Raw genomic sequence first — 17,152 nt, 5'->3', positions numbered from 1 at the left:
ATGACGACCGAACCCGCCACTGCCGCCGACGTGCTGGATTTCTGGTTCTCGGACCGGATGGAGCCGAACTGGTTCGCCAAATCCGACGATATCGACGCGGCCATCCGCGACCGCTTCGCCGCCACCTACCAGGCCGCCCATCGGCGAGAGCTGGACGACTGGGCCGCCACGCCCGAAGGCGCGCTGGCCCTGGTGATCGTGCTGGACCAGTTTCCCCGCAACATCTTTCGGGGCAGCGGCCGGGCCTTCGAATCGAACGATTTGGCCCTGGACCATGCCCGCGCCGCCGTCGATGCGGGCTTCGACCAGCAGGTGGACGCCAAGCGGCGGCAGTTCTTCTATCTGCCCTTCATGCACAGCGAGGATCTGCCCGATCAGACCCGTTCGGTCGAATTGTACGAGGCCCTGGGCGATCCGGGAAGCCTGGACTTCGCCATCCAGCACCGCGACATCATCCAGCAATTCGGCCGCTTCCCGCACAGGAACGCCGCCCTGGACCGGCCGAACACCCCGGACGAGGATGAATTCCTGAAAACCCATCACGGCTTCTGACGGCTGGACGCCGGGTTCGGGCCGGATTATCTATAATCCATGACCCAGGAACCCCTTGCCCATCGCATCAGCCGCGAACTGGCCGCCCGCATCGTCTCTGGCCGGATCGCCCCCGGCGAACGGCTGCGCCAGGATCACGTCGCCGCCGAATTCGGCGCCAGCCATGTCCCGGTGCGCGAGGCGTTCCGGGAATTGGAAAGCCAGGGCCTTGCCGTCAGCGAACCCCGGCGCGGCTTTCGTGTCGCGGGCTTTTCACTGGCCGAGGTGCGCGAGGTCGCCGAGATGCGCGCCGCCCTGGAGGTGCTGGCCCTGCGCCATGCCGCGCCGCACCTGACCCGCGCCATCCTGGACCAGGCCGATGAGGCCACGCGGGCGGGCGATCATGCAGGCGACGTGGAAACCTGGGAACAGGCGAACTGGCAGTTCCACCGGCTGATCCTGGATCCCTGCGGGATGCCGCGCCTGCTGAAATCCATCGCCGATCTGCATACCGCAAGCGCGCGTTTCCTGTTTTCCGGCTGGCGCGCCGAATGGGAAGCGCCGACCGACCGCGACCACCGCGCCATCCTGCACGCCCTCCGATCCGGCGACGTGGACCGGGCGGCATCCGTGCTGGCGCGGCATATCCAGTTCAGCGGTCAAAGACCGCGTTCAGCGCGCCGGTGAAACCTTTCTCTTGATCCGATAGATAATTCATGGAGTATCTGGTCACGACGAATCCATGATTATCTATAATTCAACAAGAGGGACATCCATGACCACATCATCCGCCTTCAGCCCCGTGGACCTGCAATCCCGGTCGCTGCCCGTCCGCCTGCTGGCCGTCGCCTTCGGCACGGTGCTGCTGGCCGTTTCCTCGCGGATCGAGGTGCCGATGGTGCCGGTGCCGATCACCATGCAGACCTTCGCCGTGGCGATGGTCGGCGCGCTGTATGGCTGGCGGCTGGGCGCGCTGACGGTGCTGGCCTGGCTGGGCCAGGCGGCGGCTGGCCTGCCCGTGCTGGCGGGGGGCGCCGCGGGGCTTGCGCCTTTCGCGGGGCCGACCGGCGGCTATCTGGCCGCCTTCCCGGTAATGGCGGCGCTGATCGGCTGGCTGGCGGAACGCGGCTGGAACGGCAGCCGCGCCGGGCTGGCCTTCCTGTCGATGCTGGCCGGGAACCTGCTGTGCCTGGTCCTTGGCGCGGCCTGGCTGTCGCGCGGCATCGGCTGGGACGCGGCCATCACCCATGGCGTGCTGCCCTTCCTGCTGGGAGCGGCGCTGAAATCCGCCGTGGGCGCGCTGGCGCTGCGGCAACTGGGCCGTCCGCGCCGCGCATGACGATCCGCCTGCGCGCGCATCACCTGCTGTGCCTGCTGACTTATGCGGGCAAGGGCTACAGCCCCGCCTTCACGGCGGGGTTCACCGCCATAGCCGCCCGCATCGCGGCGGGCGAGGCGGTGGTGATGACCGAAGGCCCCGACGATGTCTGCGCGCCGATGCTGGACGACCCGGCCTGCCATTGCCGGGGCGACAGCGTGGTGCGGTGCGATGCGCAGGCCGCGCGCGACGTGGCGGCCCTGCTGGGGCGTCCGGTCGCGCCCGGACAGCGGCTGGTGCTGGACCGCGCCGTCCTTGACCGGATGCGGCGCGCCTTTGCCCAGGGCGGCATCCGCAGCGCCTGCGCGGGCTGCGACTGGGCGGATCTGTGCCGCGACATCGCCGCGGACGGCTTTGCCGCGACGGTGCTGCCCGCGTCTCAGCCCGACAGGCTGCGGGCCTGATCGCGCAGCACGAATTTCTGGATCTTGCCCGTCGAGGTCTTGGGCAGCGGTCCGAACACCACCGTCTTGGGCGCCTTGAAATGGGCCATGTGATCGCGGCAGAAGGCGATGATCTCGGCCTCGGATGCCTGTTTGCCCGGCCGCAGGTCGACGAAGGCGCAGGGCGTTTCGCCCCATTTCGCGTCGGGCCGGGCGACCACGGCGGCTTCGTTCACCGAAGGATGACGATACAGCACGTCCTCGATCTCGACCGAGGAGATGTTCTCGCCGCCCGAGATGATGATGTCCTTGCTGCGATCCTTGATTTCCACATAGCCGTCGGGATGCATCACCCCCAGGTCGCCGGTCGCGAACCAGCCGCCCCGGAATGCCTGGGCCGTGGCCTCGGGGTTCTTGAGGTATCCGCGCATGACGTTGTTGCCGCGCATGAAGATTTCGCCGATCGTCTGGCCGTCATGGGGAACCGGCGCCAGCGTGTCGGGATCGGCCACCATCAGCCCGGCAAGGGCCGCGTTGCGCACCCCCTGGCGCGCCTTCAGCCGCGCGCGGCGGTCGGGGGGCAGATCGTTCCATTCCGGCTTCCAGACGCAGACGACCGACGGGCCGTAAACCTCGGTCAGGCCATAGACATGCGTCACCTCGACGCCCATGTCCTCCATCGCCTGGATGACGGCGGCGGGGGGCGACGCGCCTGCGGTCATCACCTTGACCGGATGGTCGAAGCGTTTCAGATGCGCGTTCTGCGCCAGCATGTTCAGCACGATGGGCGCACCGCAGAAATGGGTGACGCCCTCGTCCGCGATCAGGTCGAAGATCGGCTCTGCCCGCACCGCGCGCAGGCAGACCGACACCCCGGCATTCGCCGCCATCGCCCAGGGGAAGCACCAGCCGTTGCAGTGAAACATCGGCAGCGTCCACAGATAGACCGAATGCGCGGGCATCCCCCAGTCCTGCAACTGCGAAATCGCGTTCAGCGCCGCGCCCCGGTGGTGATAGACGACGCCCTTGGGATTGCCGGTGGTCCCCGACGTATAGTTCAGCGCGATGGCGTCCCATTCGTCCCTGGGCGGCTGCCAGTCATAGGCGGGATCCCCCTCGGCCAGCAGCGCCTCGTAATCCAGTGCGCCGATCGGATCGCCATGCGGAACGGCCGGATCCAGGATGTCCACCACCAGCCCGATGTCGCAGCCTTGCAGGGCCTCGGCCGCAAGGAGGGCGAATTCGCTGTCCACCAGCAGGGCCTTGGCCTCTCCGTGTCGCAGGATGAAGCGGACGGCCTCGGCGTCCAGGCGGGTATTGATGGCGTTCAGCACCGCGCCCAGCATCGGCACGCCGAAATGCGCCTCGTAGAGTTCGGGAATGTTGGGGGCGATCACCGCGACCGTATCGCCGCGCCCGATGCCGCGCGCGGCCAGGGCGCTTGCCAGGCGGACGGCCCGGTCATGAACCTGCGCCCAGGTCCGCCGCACCGGGCCATGGACCAGGGCCAGCCGGTCGGGATGGATCGCGGCGGTGCGCGCCAGGAAATCCAGCGGCGTCAGCTGCGCGAAATTGGCCGCGCAGGCGTCCAGCCCCCGGTCATAGATGGTGTCGCTCATGTCCCCCCTCCCTCTTTTCTCGATCCTATCCGGCGCGGCCGATGGCCTGGATGGCGGTGAAGCCTTCGAATCGGGGCGCGCCTTCGTGCAGCCTCTTCGTGTCGCCCGCGCGGGCATGGGCGTCGCGGAACTGCTGGCTGCGGGTCCAGCCCCGGAAATGTTCCTCGCTTTCCCATACGGTATGCGAGGCATAAAGGCGCCGCCCGTCTTCCTCGGGGCCTTTCAGCATGTGGAATTCGACGAATCCGGGAAGCTCGTTCAGCTTGCTGTCGCGCGACAGCCACAGGGCCTCGAACGCCTCGGCATTCTCGACCGGCACGGTAAAGCGGTTCATGGCGATGAACATCGTTTGTCCTTTCCAAAGGGTTCCGGCTGGCGATCCCGCGGGCTTCGGTGCCTTGGATAAGCCCTTGTTCGACCGCTGTCACGCGGTTGTAAGGGGGGCGATCCAAGACGGCCTTGACGGGACGCGACGGGCGCGGAACAGTCCGCCGCGAACCAGCAAAGGTCCGGCCCATGTCCGATTTCGTCATCCCGCCCGCCGCCATCCCGTCCGTTCCCGTGTCGGGCGACAGCCGCCGCTTTCCGGTGCGGCGAATTTTCTGCGTGGGCCGCAACTATGCCGACCATGCACGGGAAATGGGCCACGACCCCGACCGGGAACCGCCGTTCTTCTTCGGAAAGCCCGCCGACGCGTTGCTGACCGATGGCGGCGATCTGCCCTATCCGCCGCAGACCGGCGACCTGCATTTCGAGGCGGAACTGGTCGTCGCCCTGGGCGGCGGCGGGACCGACATCGCGCCCGGCGATGCGCAGGGGCTGATCTGGGGTTATGCGGCGGGCAACGACTTTACCCGGCGCGACCTTCAGGCGGTGGCGAAGAAAGCCGGACGGCCCTGGGATCTGGCCAAGGCCTTCGATCTGTCGGCGGCCTGCGGGACGCTGCATCCGGCGGCACAGACCGGCCCGCTGGATCGGGGCCGCATCGCGCTGACGGTCGATGGCGACCTGCGGCAGGACGGCGACCTGTCGCAGATGATCTGGCCGGTCGCCGACGTGATCGCGCATCTGTCGCAATCGGTGCGGCTGGCGGCGGGGGATCTGATCTTCACCGGCACCCCGGCGGGGGTCGGCGCGGTCGCGCGCGGCCAGGTGGTGAAGGTCGAGATCGAGGGGCTGACGCCGCTGGTCACACGGGTGGTTTAAAACTGCACGCACTCGGCCCGTCTTGCTGGGCGGCGGGGCGGGACGGGGAAACGCCCCACGTTTTCCCCGCCGTTCGCGCGACCTTGCCATTAAAGACGGTGCCACCCCACGGCCACGGAAGGCAGGCGCCCGGCCCGACGGTTCAGAGGGATGGGCCGTCGCGTGGCGAGGGCGATGGCCTTCGCCGTTCCAGCCCAGCCTAGCGCGATCCTGCCCCCGTGGCGATCTGCAAGACCGCCCATTCCTTCGCGGCGGCGTTCCTTGCCTGGGCCGCAGCCAGCCGGGCCGCCGCGCGGGATCGGTCGGCCTCCAGCAGATCGACCAGGGCCAGGGCTCCTTCCTCGAAGTTCTGGCGGGCCAGGGTATAGGCGCGGTCATAGGACGCCGCCGCCCCGTCCAGCGTCGCGGCCCGTTGCCGGTACCGGCGCAGGTTCGATTGCGCGGTCTGCACATCCTCGACCGCCGCCGCGATGGCTGATTTCCAGGCGATCTCGGCCTGGCGCGCCTCGGACAGGCGGCGCGACCGGGCGGCCTGCAAGGTGCCCTGGTTCAGGACCGGCAGCGACAGGCCGGGACCGAAGCCCCATGCGGTCGCGCCGCCCCGGTCCGAAACCGTCCCGGTCAGCGAGACGGCGGGCAGCAGATCGGCCGTCGCCACCCCCACCGCCGCAAGCGCCGCCGCGTAATCGGCCTGCGACGCGCGGATGTCGGGGCGCGACCGCAGCAGGTCGGCGGGAACGCCCGTGCCCGGCCCCGGCGGGGTGCGCAACGGTGCCGACCCGCGCCGCATCTGCGCCATCAGCGGGGCAGACTGAAGGTTCAGCAGCGTCGACAGCCGATAGACCTGGGCGGTGAACTGCGCCTCGTAATTCGGCAGGTCGGCGCGGGCGGTCTGCAACAGCGCCTCGGTCTGGGCCAGGTCGTATTCGGTGGCGATGCCCACGGACAGGCTGTTGCGCGTCACCTCCAGCGTGCCCTCGCGGGTGCTGATCGTGTCCCGTGTCAGCGCCAGCGCCTGCTGATAATACCGCGCATCGGCATAGGCGGCGATCACCTCGGCCAGCCAGGCCAGGCGGACGGTCTCGGCCTGGGCCTGGGCCGATCGCAGGCTGGCCGCAGCCCCTTCGCGGGCGCGGCGAGCGCCCCCGAACAGGTCGAAGACCAGGCTGGCCGACAGGTTTGCGGTATTGGCCGTGGCTGCGGCGATGCCGTCGCCGCCCGCCCGTTCGCGGCCCGCCGTGGTCGTGCCGCCGATCTGGCTGGCCAGGACGCCGGTCCCCGCCAGATCCGCCTGGGCGGCGCGGATGCGTTCGTTGGCGGCCATGATTTCGAAGCTCTGGCCCAGACCCTGCCCGATCAGCCGGTTCAGATTGGCGTCGTTGTATCCCGACCAGAAGGCCGTCTGGGCCGGGGTCGCCGCGCCCTCGCCTTCCTGGAACCCGGCAGGAACGGCAGGGGTGGGCAAGGCGTCCGGGTCCGGGCCGACCGCCGCGCAGGCGCCAAGCGCCAGAACCGATCCCAGCAGCGCGCGGCGGCGCATCGTCGTCGTCATGCGGGCTTCCCCTTTCTTCTTCTTGCAAGCTCGACCGCCTTCAGCACGGCCACATAGAAGACCGGCACCAGGAAGATCCCGATCACGGCCGAGGACGCCATGCCGCCCAGAACCCCGATCCCGATCGAGTTCTGCGCCCCCGCCCCCGCGCCCGAGGCGATGGCCAGCGGCAGCACCCCCAGCATGAAGGCGAAGGTGGTCATCAGGATCGGGCGCAGGCGCATCTTCGACGCCTCGATGGCGGCCTCCATCAGCGGACGGCCCTGGGCCACCAGCGATTGCGCGAATTCCACGATCAGGATGGCGTTCCGCGCGGCAAGGCCGATGGTCGTCAGCAGCCCCACCTTGAAGTAGACATCGTTGGTCTGGTCGAAGAACAGCGCCGCAGCCAAGGCGCCCAGGATGCCCACCGGCACGGTCAGCATCACCGCCAGCGGAACCGTCCAGCTTTCGTACAGGGCAGCCAGCGCCAGGAACACCACCAGCCCCGACAGCGCGAACAGCAGCGGCGCCTGGTTGCCCGACAGCCGTTCCTGATAAGACAGGCCCGTCCAGGCGGTGCCATAGCCGCCGGGCATGTCGGCCACCATCTCCTCCATCGCGGTCATGGCGGCGCCGGACGACAGGCCCTGCGCCGCGGCGCCCGACAGTTCCAGCGCGCGGGTGCCGCCGTAACGGGCCAGGGCCTGCGGTTCCTGGTCCCAGACGCGGGTGGTGAAGGCGCCGAAATTCACCATGTCGCCAGCCGCGTTGCGGGCGAACCAGCGGTCGATATCCTCGGGCTGGGACCGGGCATAGGCCTCGCCCTGGACGATCACCGGGCGCAGTTCGGTGCCCAGTGCGAAATCGTTCACGTCGCGCCCCGAGAAGATCACCGACAGCATCGCATTCACCTCGGAGATCGACAGGCCGAAGGCGGCGGCCTTCTGCTGGTCGATGTCCAGCCGCAAGGATGTCTGGAACGGCGCCTCGTTGCCGCGCAGGTTGGTGACGCGGCCGTCGGCCTGGGCGGTGGCGACCAGCTGGTCGGCGGCCGAGGTCAGCGCCTCTTGCCCGCGACCCGCCTGATCGACCAGATACATCGAAAAGCCCGAGGACGCGCCCATGCCGGGAATCGCCGGCGGTTGCAGGAAATAGGCCTGGCCCGCGCGGTTGTTCATGAAGAAATAGCCGTTGGCCCGCGTCACCAGCGAGGCCACGTCAAGGCCGGGGCGATCCTCGTATTCGCGCAGCTTGGCGAACAGCATGGCGTTGTTCTGGCCTGCGCCGCCGAAGCTGAAGCCCAGGACCGAGAAGGTCGATTCGACCGTATCGGCTTCCTGGACGCGCAGATAGTCCTCGACCCGCTCGACCAGGGCCAGGGTCTGCGCGGTGGTCGATCCGTCGGGCGTCTCGATCATCACCATCATCACGCCCTGATCCTCGTCCGGCAGGAACGATCCGGGCAGGCGTTCATACAGCACAAGGGCGCCCGCGCCGATGGCGACCAGCACCAGCAGCATCCTGAACGGGCGGCGCACCAGCCGGGCCACGGCGCCGCCATAGCCGTTCGTCGCCCGGTCCAGGTTGCGGTTGAACCAGCGGGCCGGCGCGATGCCGTCGCCATGCTTGCGCGGCTTCAGCAGGCTGGCGCACATGGCGGGCGTCAGGATCACCGCGACGCCCAGCGACAGCACCATGGCGGTGATGATCGTCAGCGAGAACTGGCGATAGATCACCCCCGTCGCGCCCGACATGAAGGCCATCGGCAGGAACACCGCCGACAGCACCATGACGATGCCGACCAGGGCCGAGGTGATCTCCTCCATGCTCTTCTGGGTGGCCTCGACAGGGCCGAGGCCCTCTTCCTCCATAACCCTTTCGACGTTTTCGACGACCACGATGGCGTCGTCGACCAGCAGGCCGATGGCCAGCACCAGCGCGAACATGGTCAGCGTGTTGATCGAAAAGCCCGCCGCCGCCAGCACCCCGAAGGTGCCCAGCAGCACCACCGGGATGGCGATCACCGGGATGATCGTGGCGCGCCAGCTTTGCAGGAAGGCCAGGATCACCAGGAAGACCAGCACCACGGCCTCGGCCAGGGTCTTGTAGACCTGGTGGATGGATTTTTCGACGAAGGGCGCGGTGTCATAGGGATAGACGACCTGCACGCCCGCGGGCAGCGACGGCGCGATGCCGTCGATCACCGCGCGCACCGCATGGGCCGTGTCCACGGCATTGGCGCCGGTCGCCAGGTTGACGCCGAAGCCCGCCGCCGGGTTGCCGTTGTATCGCGCCGCCCCGCCATAGGATTCCTGGCCGATCTCGATCCGGGCCACGTCGCCCAGAAAGACCGTCGATCCGTCGGGATCCACGCGCAGCAGGATCCGCTCGAATTCCTGGACCGAGCTGAACTGCGACTGCGCCGACAGGGTCAAGGTCAGCCGCTGGCCTTCCGCCGACGGCTCGGCGCCCAGGTCGCCCACGGTCACGTTGGTGTTCTGTTCCGACACGGCGGCGGTCACATCGGCGGGCGTGACCTGGTATTGCGCCATCTTCATCGGATCCAGCCAGATGCGCATCGCATAGCCCGACCCGAAGGTGTTGATGGACCCGACGCCGGGGGTCCGCTTGACCGGATCCTCGATCATCTGCGCCACCAGATCGCCCAGTTCCACGGACGAGAAGCTGCCGTCCGTGCTGGTCAGCGCGCCCACCAGCAGGATCGACGAGGTCGACCGCGACACGTTCACGCCCTGGCTCTGCACGATGTCGGGCAGCTGGCTGGTGACCAGTTGCAGCTTGTTCTGGACCTGGACCTGCGCGATGTCGGGATCGACCGTATCGTCGAAGGTCAGCGATACCGAGGCCGATCCCGGCGTCGAATTCGAGGTCATGTAGATCAGCCCGTCGATCCCGGTCATCCCGTCCTCGATCACGGTGGTGACGGAGTTTTCCACGATCTCGGCCGAGGCGCCGGTATAGGTGGCGCTGATCCGCACGGTGGTGGGGGCGATCTGGGGATATTGCTCGATCGCCAGGGTTTGCAGGCCCAGCGCGCCGACCAGCATGGTCACGAAGGCCAGAACCCAGGCGAAGACGGGACGATGAATGAAAAAGCGTGCCATGGGTTACTCTGCCGGGGCCGGGGCGGGTTGGGTGGCGGCGGCATCGGATGCCGCTTCGCGGACCACGCCGTTGTCGTCCAGGGTGACGGGCACGGTCGTGACGGTCGCGCCTTCGGTCAGCGCGGCCAGGTTGTCGACCGCCAGCAGGTCGCCGGATTCCAGCCCGTCCGTCACGATCCAGTGGTTCCGATAGCTGCCGTCGTCGGTCAGGTTCACCTGCGCGGCCTTGCCGTCGCGGATCACCCAGGCCGTCAGCTGGCCGGTCCTGTCGCGGGTCGCGGCGTTCTGCGTCACCAGGAAGGCCTGGGTCGTGCCCATCTCGATCTGGCCGCGCAGGAACATGCCGGGCAGGATCAGGCGGCGCGGGTTGTCGAAGCGGAACCGCGTATCCACCGACCCGGTCGAGGTCGAGACGGTGACGCCCGGCGCCACCAGCGTCCCCGTCGCCTCATAGGTCTCGCCGGTTTCCAGCGTCAGCGTCGCTTGCAGCGTTTCGTTCAGCCGCAGCCGGCCCGCGCTGATGTCCTCGCGCAGGGACAGCAGCCGGGCCGAGGGCTCGTACATGTCCACGTCGATCGGATCCAGGCTGGTGACGGTGGCCAGCGCATCGGCCTGCCCCGCCATGACCAGATCGCCGACCGAGACGGCCGCGACGCTGGCCACGCCGTCGATGGGGCTAGTGACGGTGGTCCAGTCCAGTTCCGCCTGCGCCAGCGTCAGCGCGGCCTCGGCCGATTGCAGCGCGGCCTGGGCCTGTTCCAGCGTGGCGCGCGATTCGTCGACCTGCGCCTGGGTCGTCCCCGATCCCAGCAGCCGCTCGGTCCGCCCGAACGAGGTTTCCGCCTGCGTCAGCGCGGCGCGGGCGGAGCTGACCTGCGCCTCGGCGCTGGAGAGATTGGCCTGATAGGTCGCCGGGTCGATCTGGAACATCGGCGCGCCCCGTTCCAGGGCCGCCCCCGGCTCATACAGGATTTCCGTCACCAGCCCGCCGACGCGGGGACGGATCGCGGCCTGGGACTGGGCCACGGCGCGACCCGGCAGGGTCACGATGCGCGGCACCTCTTGGGGCTGCACCGTCACCACGCCGACGGCGGGAGGCGGCATTTGGTCCTGCTGCGCAAGCGCCGGCAGCGACGAAAACCAGACGGCGATCAGGGCCACGCAGGCCAGCGGGCGGAAAAGGGGCATCGGAATCGTTCCTTCGGACAGGCGGAGGGGCTTTGCCGCCTTGTTGCACATCAATGCACAGTGTGCAATATTTGCCTGATGTGAATGGGTGGGGGAAATGCGCCATGACCGTGAAATCGTCGCTTCGTGATCGAAGGCGGTTGCAGACCTCGCGCGAGATCCAGCGGGCGGCGCTGACGCTGGCGCTGCGCCACGGCCATGACAGCGTGACCACCGAGGCCATCGCGGCCGAAGCGGGGATCAGCCAGCGGACGTTCTTCAACTATTACCTGAACAAGGATGCCGCGATCATCGGCAACGCGCCCAGCTTCGACGACGATACCGTGGCCCGGTTCCGCGAATCGTCGGGACCGCTGCTGGCGGATCTGTTGCAGGCGCTGCGGCGGCTGCTGTCGAACAGCGACCTTGACCGCTCCACCTCGCAGTTGATCGACCGGCTGCTGGTCAGGTCGCCCGATCTGCTGCCGATCTTTTACGGATCGCTGAAACGCCTGCGCGACCAGATCGCCGATCTGGCCGTCATGCGCCTGGGCGAGGATGCTCGCGCCGACGCCGAACTGCTGGCCGAGGCGATTTCCCACGCCCTAGCCGACACGTTCCGCATCTGGGCCAATGACGACGGCATGTCGGCCGACAGCATCGCCGACATTGCTGCCGCCAAATTGCAGGTCTTGCGCGGTTTACTGACGCCCGGCGTTCAGCCCATCCCCGCCGCCAGCACCGTCAGGCCGGACACGCAGGCAATGACCAGCACTGCGGCGGCCCCGATCCGGCCGTGAACCGCGGCCGGAGCGTCCTGGCCGATGCGGCGCAGGTGCAGCTCGGTCTGGATGTCGAACATGAAGGGCACCCCGAAGTCGATGATCGGGCAGGGTTCGGCGCGGCGGTCAAAACTGCGGGCGGGCATCATGCACCTGCCACCGGCGCCCGGCGCGGGGCCGTCGACTGGCCCAGCAGCCTGCGCAGCATCGATGGCCGGGCAGTCCGGTCCAGCAGCCGGTCGCGGATCACCTTGCCCCCCGGCCACGGCCCAAAGCCCGAGGCGACGTTGATATGCCCCGCATGGCCCAGGTCGATCAGGTCCGCGCCCAGGTCGTCGGCCAGATCCTGGCAGCGGCCGAAGGACATCCAGGGATCGTTGCGGCTGGCCACCACGACCGCAGGCACGCCCAGCGCCCGTTCGGGCAAAGGCCCGAAGCGGCGGATGCGCTTGCAATCCTCGGATCCCGCCAGCGGGTCGGCAGGCGCGACCAGGACAGCGCCGCGCACCCGCAGCCCCGCCCAGCGGCCCAGCATCTGCGCGATCAGCACCGATCCCAGCGAATGGCCGACCAGGATGCTGCCCGGATGGCGCAGGATCATTTCGGCCAGCGTCGCCTCCCACGCCTCGCGCACAGGGCGGCGGGGGTCGGGCAAATCGACGATCACCGCGCTTGGATCGGTGCGCGCCCACCAGTCCTGCCAATGCGGCGCTGGCGATCCGTCGAGACCGGGAACGATCAGAGTCTTGGACATGGCGCGATTCCTTTCATCCGTCCCGATAAGACTACAATCGTTGTCGTGATTTTGTTCCCAAAGATCCCGGTCCAAAGAGAACGGGGATCTCTAACGGTCGCGGGTGTTGATCGGATAGGCGGTGGTATGGCGCAGCCGTTCCATCGCGAAATGCGAGGTCAGGTTCTTGATCGGCACGGCGTCGGTCAGCCGGCGATAGAAGTCGTCATAGGCGGCCATGTCGGACACCGCGACATGCAGCAGATAGTCCATTTCCCCGGCCATGCGATAGGCTTCCATGATCTCGGGGAACTTCCTGACGGCGGCCAGGAAGGCGTCGCGCCAGGCCGCGCCGTGGTCCGCCGCCTCGATCCCCACGAAGACGGTCAGGCCCAGGCCCAGCTTCGCCGGATCGGCCAGGGCCACGCGCGCGGTCAGGACTCCCGTCGCCTCCAGCTTCTGGATCCGCTTCCAGCAGGGGGTTTGCGACAGGCCCACCTGATCGGCGATCTGCGCGATCGGCTGGGTGGCGTCCTGCATCAGGGCGGCGACGATCTTGCGGTCGATCAGGTCCAAATTGGCCATCTGGTCTTTCCTCGGGGTCGGCATCGGCCACAGACTGCCATAAAAACAGCAAATGTCCACCGTTATTGTCGTATATTTGGAATTGCCTTGACCTGCGGCAAATGTCGACCTTGAAGCGGGTATTTTATCGCCATAGGGTGGGCCATGATCACGCAGAAGATGAAATACGCCCTCAAGGCGATGCTGGTCCTGGGGGACGAGGCCGCCCAGCCCCACCCCGAGGCGCTGACCATCGAGAAGATCGCCCGCCGGTCCGACACGCCGAAGCGGTTCCTGGAACAGATCCTGCTGGAGATCAGGAATGCGGGCATGGTCAGCTCGATCCGCGGCCGGTCGGGCGGCTATCTGCTGATCAAGCGGCCCAGCGACATTTCCATTTCCGAACTGCTGCGCCTGATCGACGGTCCCATCGCACCGCTGCCCTGCCTGTCGCGGCGCGCCTATCAACGCTGCGAGGATTGCCGGGACGAGGCGTCCTGCCGCATCCGCAAGGTCTTCGCCGAGATTTTCTGGTCCTATCTGATCCTGATCGAATCGCTGACGCTGGAGGACATGCTGCGGTCCGAACAGGTGGCGGAACAGGTGATCGGGGCCTAGAACGGCGCCGCCTGGCTGAAGCTGACCTGCACACCGCTGTCGGGATGGCGCAGGCGCAGGCTTTCGGCGTGCAGCATCAGGCGCGGATGATCGGCCGCAGCGCCCGTCGCATACAGCGGGTCGCCCAGGATCGGATGGCCGGTTTCGGTCATGTGAACCCGCAATTGATGGCTGCGCCCCGTCAGCGGGAACAGCCGCACGCGGGTTTCGTCATCCGTCGCGCGGATCACCCGCCATTCGGTCAGCGCCGGGCGCCCCGCTTCGCGGTCGACCTTCTGGCGCGGGCGGTTCGGCCAGTCGACGATCAGCGGCAGATCCACGGTGCCGGTTTTGGGTTCCAGCCGCCCGGCCAAGCGCGCGACATAGGCCTTCTTGACCTTCCGGTCCTCGAACTGTTTGGACAGCACCCGCTGCGCGTGCGGCGTCAGGCCGAAGACCATCACGCCCGAGGTATCCTGGTCCAGCCGATGCACCAGCAGCACCGTCGGGAAGGCGCCGCGCAGGCGGTTGATCAGGCAGTCGTCCTTGCCCTCGCCCCGGCCCGGCACCGACAGCAGGCCGGCGGGCTTGCCCACCACAAGGATCTCGTGATCGGCATGGATCACCTGCGGCGCGTCCGGCGGCGGAGCATAGACGAAATCTGTCACTTCGCGACCAGCCGGATCGCCAGGCCCGCGAACATCACGGCGGCGATCCTGTTGATCAGGCCCAGCCGCCGCCCGATCACATGGCCCGCATAGCCCGCCACGATGCCGTAACCCATCGTCACCAGCGTGCCGGTAAAGGCGAAGATCAGCCCCAGGCCCAGGATCTGCTGCCAGACCGGACCCCAGGCGGGGTTGGTGAACTGCGGCAGGAAGGCCAGCAGGAACAGCACCGGCTTGGGGTTCAGCGCGTTCGACAGAAAGCCGCGCCGGATGATGGCCCAGGGCCTGACGCTGCCGCGCGCCGAGGGATCGACCGGCCCCGCCCGCCAGCTTTTCCAGGCCAGCCATAACAGATAGGTCGCGCCCGCGTATTTGATCGCGCGCAGCGCCTCGGGGTGGGCGGCGACCACCGCGCCCAGGCCCACGGTCGCCAGCGTCACATGCATCAGCACGCCCAGGCCCACGCCGAATCCCGCCAGGGCGCCCGCGCGCGGCCCGCCCTGAATGCCGCAGGCGCTGGCGAAGAACACGTCCTGGCCCGGCGCGACGTTCAGCAGCAGCCCGCCCGCGACGAAGGCGGTCAGCTGGGCCAGCGGAATGGCGGCGATCGTGTCCCAGATCATCCCTGCGCTTCCTGCGGCAAGCCGTCGGCGATGTCATAGTAATCGCCCTTGTCGGCCACATAGATATGGCCCGCCAGCCGCAGCCCGGAGGGGCTGTCCACGGCGCCCGCCGCGATCTCGGGGTTGGCCGCGCCGATCGGCCGCCAGAACAGGCTGCTGCCGCATTCGGGGCAGAAGCCGCGCTCGGCCTGGTCCGAGGACCGATACCAGCGCACCGGCCCGTCCACGGTCACGCCCCGCGCCGAGGCCGCGGCCCAGACATGGCCCGACCAGCGGCGGCACTGGCCGCAATGGCAGGCGCGCAGCGGATCATCGGTCCAGCGTCCCGCAAAGGTGACCGCGCCGCACAGGCAGCGCCCGGTGAAATCAGACATGGGCGAAAACCTCGTGAAGGATCGCGGCCAGCCGGTCGGCATCCGCTTCGGTGAAGGCATCGGGACGGTCGCTGTCGATGTCCAGAACGCCGATCAGCCGCCCGCCCTTGCCCCGGACCGGCAGGACGATTTCCGACCGGGTGGAACTGGCGCAGGCGATATGGCCGGGAAAGGCGTCCACATCCGGGACAAGCTGGACCTGTCCGGTGCGCGCCGCAGCCCCGCAGACCCCGCGTGAAAACGGGATGACCAGGCAGCCATGGCCACCCTGATAGGGGCCGATCTTCAACAGCTCGGGCGCCACGACGCGATAGAAGCCGGTCCAGTCGAAGCGGTCGTCGGCATGGTGGATCTCGCAGGCCAGGGTCGCCATCAGCGCGACCTCGTCGGTCTCGCCTTCGGTCAGGGCGCGGATGCGGGCGGCAAGGGCGTCGTAATCGGTCATGCCCCTTTCTACGCCGGGCGACGCCGCGCGAAAAGCCGCGATCTTGGCATTTACGCGGCCCCGCCGCTGGGCCAATCATGAGCGGCATGAACCGCCTGACCCTGACGCAACGCATCTTCCTGGTGATCCTGGCCGTGCAGGCGGCGCTGTTCGCCGCCCTGGCCGTGGCCAGCCTTGAGGGCGCGCGCCGCGACATCGCCACCGAGACCCGGCTGGCGGTCGAAACCGCGCGCGCCCTGGTGCTGGCGACCATCGGGACCATGCAGGGGGCGGTCCCCCCGGATCGGATCATGCAGCTTCTGCCGGAACGGCTGGTGGTGCCGCGCCATGTCACGCTGGGGACCGTCGACATCCTGGACGGGGTGGTGCGCCGGGCCCGCGCCCCGGTGCCGGCGCAGGCCCCGGCGCCGCCCTGGTTCGCGGCCCTGGTCGCCCCCGACCTGCTGGAAACCCGCCTTCCCGTGGTGCTGGAGGGGCGACCGCGCGGCTATGTCTTCATCGCGACCGATCCGGGGGCGGAAATCGCCCTGGCCTGGCGCGACCTGTCGGCCTTCCTGGGGCTGGCGGCCTTGGCGGCGGTGGTCCAGGGGCTGCTGATCCTGTGGGCCACGCGCCAGGCTCTGCGGCCCGTCGCGGCCATCGCCAGCCGGTTGGGCGACCTGCGCCGGGGCGATCTGTCGGCGCGCGTCGGGCCGGTGGCGCAGCGCGACCTGGCCCCCATCGCCGCAGGGGTGGACGACCTGGCGCAGGCGCTTGGGCAGGCTCAGGCCGACCGCGCCCGGCTGCAACGCCGCGTCGTCACCCGCGGGGACGAGGAACGCAAGGCCCTGGCCCGCGACCTGCATGACGAGATGGGCCCCTGCCTGTTCGGCCTGCGGGTCGAGGCCGACGCCCTGCGCGAGGCCGCCCCGACCCCCGCGATCCAGGCCCTTGCCCAGGCCATCGCCGACATCGCCGAGGAAATCGCCCGCGTGAACCGCGCCCTTCTGGGCGACCTGCGCCCCGCCGCCATCGGGCAGCTGCCGCTGGCGGCGGTGCTGGGCGATTATCTGGCCGACCTGGAACGGCGCTTCCCGGATCTGGACATCGACCTGGATCTGGCCCCCGGCCTGCCGGAACCGGACGAGGCGGCCGCCCTGACGCTGTTCCGCATCGTTCAGGAGGGCACCACCAACGCCCTGCGCCATGCCGGGGCGTCGCGCGTAACGGTGCGCCTGTGGGCCGATCCGGCGCATTGGCGGGTGGTGCTGTCCGATGACGGGCGGGGCATGGCGCCGGACGCGCGCGAAGGCACCGGCTTGACCGGGATGCGTGAACGCATCACCCTGCTGGGCGGCGATTTGTCCTTGTCCTCGGGGGCGGAGGGGACCACCATCAGCGCCAGCCTGCCCTTGCAACAGCCGGAATGAAGGCTCCACCGCAG

At 68.8% G+C, this 17,152-nt stretch carries 20 protein-coding genes; 8 read left to right on the top strand and 12 right to left on the bottom strand.

Going from position 1 to position 17,152, the window contains the following annotated elements; genetic code table 11:
• From ACTJI6_RS04100 to ACTJI6_RS04085, 4 genes are all read left to right on the top strand, one after another.
• A complete protein-coding gene (locus ACTJI6_RS04100) occupies nt 1-552 on the top strand; it encodes a DUF924 family protein (protein WP_440798081.1) in 552 nt (183 codons plus the stop codon).
• A 39-nt stretch (nt 553-591) separates the two neighbouring features.
• A complete protein-coding gene (locus ACTJI6_RS04095) occupies nt 592-1,218 on the top strand; it encodes a GntR family transcriptional regulator (RefSeq protein WP_440798079.1) in 627 nt (208 codons plus the stop codon).
• Nucleotides 1,219-1,306: 88 nt separating this feature from the next.
• Nucleotides 1,307-1,870, top strand: a complete 564-nt coding sequence (locus tag ACTJI6_RS04090; protein ID WP_440798077.1) for a biotin transporter BioY — start codon at nt 1,307-1,309, stop codon at nt 1,868-1,870.
• Nucleotides 1,867-2,313 (top strand): DUF1284 domain-containing protein, encoded by a 447-nt coding sequence (locus ACTJI6_RS04085; RefSeq protein WP_440798075.1) that lies wholly within the window; start codon nt 1,867-1,869, stop codon nt 2,311-2,313. Before ACTJI6_RS04090 ends, ACTJI6_RS04085 begins: the two co-directional genes overlap by 4 nt.
• Here the strand turns inward: ACTJI6_RS04085 and ACTJI6_RS04080 are convergent.
• Together ACTJI6_RS04080 and ACTJI6_RS04075 are read right to left on the bottom strand one after the other, a co-directional pair.
• Nucleotides 2,289-3,911: an acyl-CoA synthetase gene (locus tag ACTJI6_RS04080; RefSeq protein ID WP_440798073.1), complete on the bottom strand. Its 1,623-nt coding sequence runs from the start codon at nt 3,909-3,911 to the stop codon at nt 2,289-2,291. The genes ACTJI6_RS04085 and ACTJI6_RS04080 overlap by 25 nt on opposite strands.
• Before the next feature lie 25 nt (nt 3,912-3,936).
• Nucleotides 3,937-4,257, bottom strand: a complete 321-nt coding sequence (locus tag ACTJI6_RS04075) for an antibiotic biosynthesis monooxygenase family protein (protein ID WP_440798071.1) — start codon at nt 4,255-4,257, stop codon at nt 3,937-3,939.
• 170 nt (nt 4,258-4,427) lie between these two features.
• Between ACTJI6_RS04075 and ACTJI6_RS04070 the strand changes: the two genes are divergently transcribed.
• Nucleotides 4,428-5,117 carry a fumarylacetoacetate hydrolase family protein gene (locus ACTJI6_RS04070; RefSeq protein ID WP_440798069.1) on the top strand — a complete coding sequence of 230 codons (690 nt, stop codon included), beginning with the start codon at nt 4,428-4,430 and terminating at the stop codon, nt 5,115-5,117.
• Between the two features lie 199 nt (nt 5,118-5,316).
• Here ACTJI6_RS04070 and ACTJI6_RS04065 read toward each other — a convergent pair whose 3' ends face one another.
• The 3 genes from ACTJI6_RS04065 to ACTJI6_RS04055 are packed head-to-tail and all read right to left on the bottom strand — an operon-like array spanning nt 5,317 to nt 10,964.
• The gene (locus ACTJI6_RS04065) at nt 5,317-6,669 is read right to left on the bottom strand and encodes an efflux transporter outer membrane subunit (RefSeq protein ID WP_440798067.1); all 1,353 of its coding nucleotides are present in this window, start codon (nt 6,667-6,669) and stop codon (nt 5,317-5,319) included.
• Complete coding sequence (locus tag ACTJI6_RS04060; RefSeq protein WP_440798065.1) at nt 6,666-9,776, bottom strand: efflux RND transporter permease subunit; 3,111 nt, start codon at nt 9,774-9,776, stop codon at nt 6,666-6,668. The genes ACTJI6_RS04065 and ACTJI6_RS04060 overlap by 4 nt, the downstream gene beginning before the upstream one ends.
• 3 nt (nt 9,777-9,779) lie before the next feature.
• Nucleotides 9,780-10,964: an efflux RND transporter periplasmic adaptor subunit gene (locus ACTJI6_RS04055; protein ID WP_440798063.1), complete on the bottom strand. Its 1,185-nt coding sequence runs from the start codon at nt 10,962-10,964 to the stop codon at nt 9,780-9,782.
• A gap of 104 nt (nt 10,965-11,068) precedes the next feature.
• Here ACTJI6_RS04055 and ACTJI6_RS04050 point away from each other — a divergent pair, with 104 nt between their 5' ends.
• Nucleotides 11,069-11,743 carry a TetR/AcrR family transcriptional regulator gene (locus ACTJI6_RS04050; protein WP_440798061.1) on the top strand — a complete coding sequence of 225 codons (675 nt, stop codon included), beginning with the start codon at nt 11,069-11,071 and terminating at the stop codon, nt 11,741-11,743.
• Here ACTJI6_RS04050 and ACTJI6_RS04045 read toward each other — a convergent pair.
• The 3 genes from ACTJI6_RS04045 to ACTJI6_RS04035 form a co-directional block, all read right to left on the bottom strand.
• On the bottom strand, nt 11,662-11,871 hold the full coding sequence (locus ACTJI6_RS04045; protein ID WP_164555089.1) for a hypothetical protein: 210 nt from the start codon (nt 11,869-11,871) through the stop codon (nt 11,662-11,664). The two genes, ACTJI6_RS04050 and ACTJI6_RS04045, sit on opposite strands and share 82 nt — an antisense overlap.
• Nucleotides 11,871-12,479 carry an RBBP9/YdeN family alpha/beta hydrolase gene (locus ACTJI6_RS04040; protein ID WP_440798059.1) on the bottom strand — a complete coding sequence of 203 codons (609 nt, stop codon included), beginning with the start codon at nt 12,477-12,479 and terminating at the stop codon, nt 11,871-11,873. The genes ACTJI6_RS04045 and ACTJI6_RS04040 overlap by 1 nt, the downstream gene beginning before the upstream one ends.
• A gap of 90 nt (nt 12,480-12,569) precedes the next feature.
• Nucleotides 12,570-13,043, bottom strand: a complete 474-nt coding sequence (locus ACTJI6_RS04035) for an Lrp/AsnC family transcriptional regulator (protein ID WP_440798057.1) — start codon at nt 13,041-13,043, stop codon at nt 12,570-12,572.
• 144 nt (nt 13,044-13,187) lie between these two features.
• Between ACTJI6_RS04035 and ACTJI6_RS04030 the strand changes: the two genes are divergently transcribed.
• Nucleotides 13,188-13,640 carry an RrF2 family transcriptional regulator gene (locus tag ACTJI6_RS04030; protein WP_126152637.1) on the top strand — a complete coding sequence of 151 codons (453 nt, stop codon included), beginning with the start codon at nt 13,188-13,190 and terminating at the stop codon, nt 13,638-13,640.
• On the opposite strand, the gene ACTJI6_RS04025 is transcribed toward ACTJI6_RS04030, so the two are convergent.
• Genes ACTJI6_RS04025 through ACTJI6_RS04010 form a run of 4 tightly spaced genes read right to left on the bottom strand, consistent with a single transcriptional unit; the run spans nt 13,637 to nt 15,729 of the window.
• Nucleotides 13,637-14,287 (bottom strand): pseudouridine synthase, encoded by a 651-nt coding sequence (locus tag ACTJI6_RS04025; protein ID WP_440798054.1) that lies wholly within the window; start codon nt 14,285-14,287, stop codon nt 13,637-13,639. The genes ACTJI6_RS04030 and ACTJI6_RS04025 overlap by 4 nt on opposite strands.
• Nucleotides 14,284-14,910, bottom strand: a complete 627-nt coding sequence (locus ACTJI6_RS04020) for a LysE family translocator (protein WP_440798052.1) — start codon at nt 14,908-14,910, stop codon at nt 14,284-14,286. The genes ACTJI6_RS04025 and ACTJI6_RS04020 overlap by 4 nt, the downstream gene beginning before the upstream one ends.
• Nucleotides 14,907-15,284 (bottom strand): GFA family protein, encoded by a 378-nt coding sequence (locus ACTJI6_RS04015; protein ID WP_440798050.1) that lies wholly within the window; start codon nt 15,282-15,284, stop codon nt 14,907-14,909. The genes ACTJI6_RS04020 and ACTJI6_RS04015 overlap by 4 nt, the downstream gene beginning before the upstream one ends.
• The gene (locus ACTJI6_RS04010) at nt 15,277-15,729 is read right to left on the bottom strand and encodes a GAF domain-containing protein (protein ID WP_440798048.1); all 453 of its coding nucleotides are present in this window, start codon (nt 15,727-15,729) and stop codon (nt 15,277-15,279) included. The genes ACTJI6_RS04015 and ACTJI6_RS04010 overlap by 8 nt, the downstream gene beginning before the upstream one ends.
• Before the next feature lie 77 nt (nt 15,730-15,806).
• Here ACTJI6_RS04010 and ACTJI6_RS04005 point away from each other — a divergent pair, with 77 nt between their 5' ends.
• Nucleotides 15,807-17,138 carry an ATP-binding protein gene (locus ACTJI6_RS04005; RefSeq protein WP_440798046.1) on the top strand — a complete coding sequence of 444 codons (1,332 nt, stop codon included), beginning with the start codon at nt 15,807-15,809 and terminating at the stop codon, nt 17,136-17,138.
• Nucleotides 17,139-17,152 lie beyond the last annotated feature (14 nt).

Origin of the sequence: Paracoccus sp. 22332 (assembly GCF_052045125.1) — a bacterium.
Classification (GTDB): Bacteria; Pseudomonadota; Alphaproteobacteria; order Rhodobacterales; family Rhodobacteraceae; genus Paracoccus; species Paracoccus haematequi_A.
Note: the sequence above shows the minus strand (reverse complement) of the source record. Positions and strands in the feature narration are given on the sequence as shown.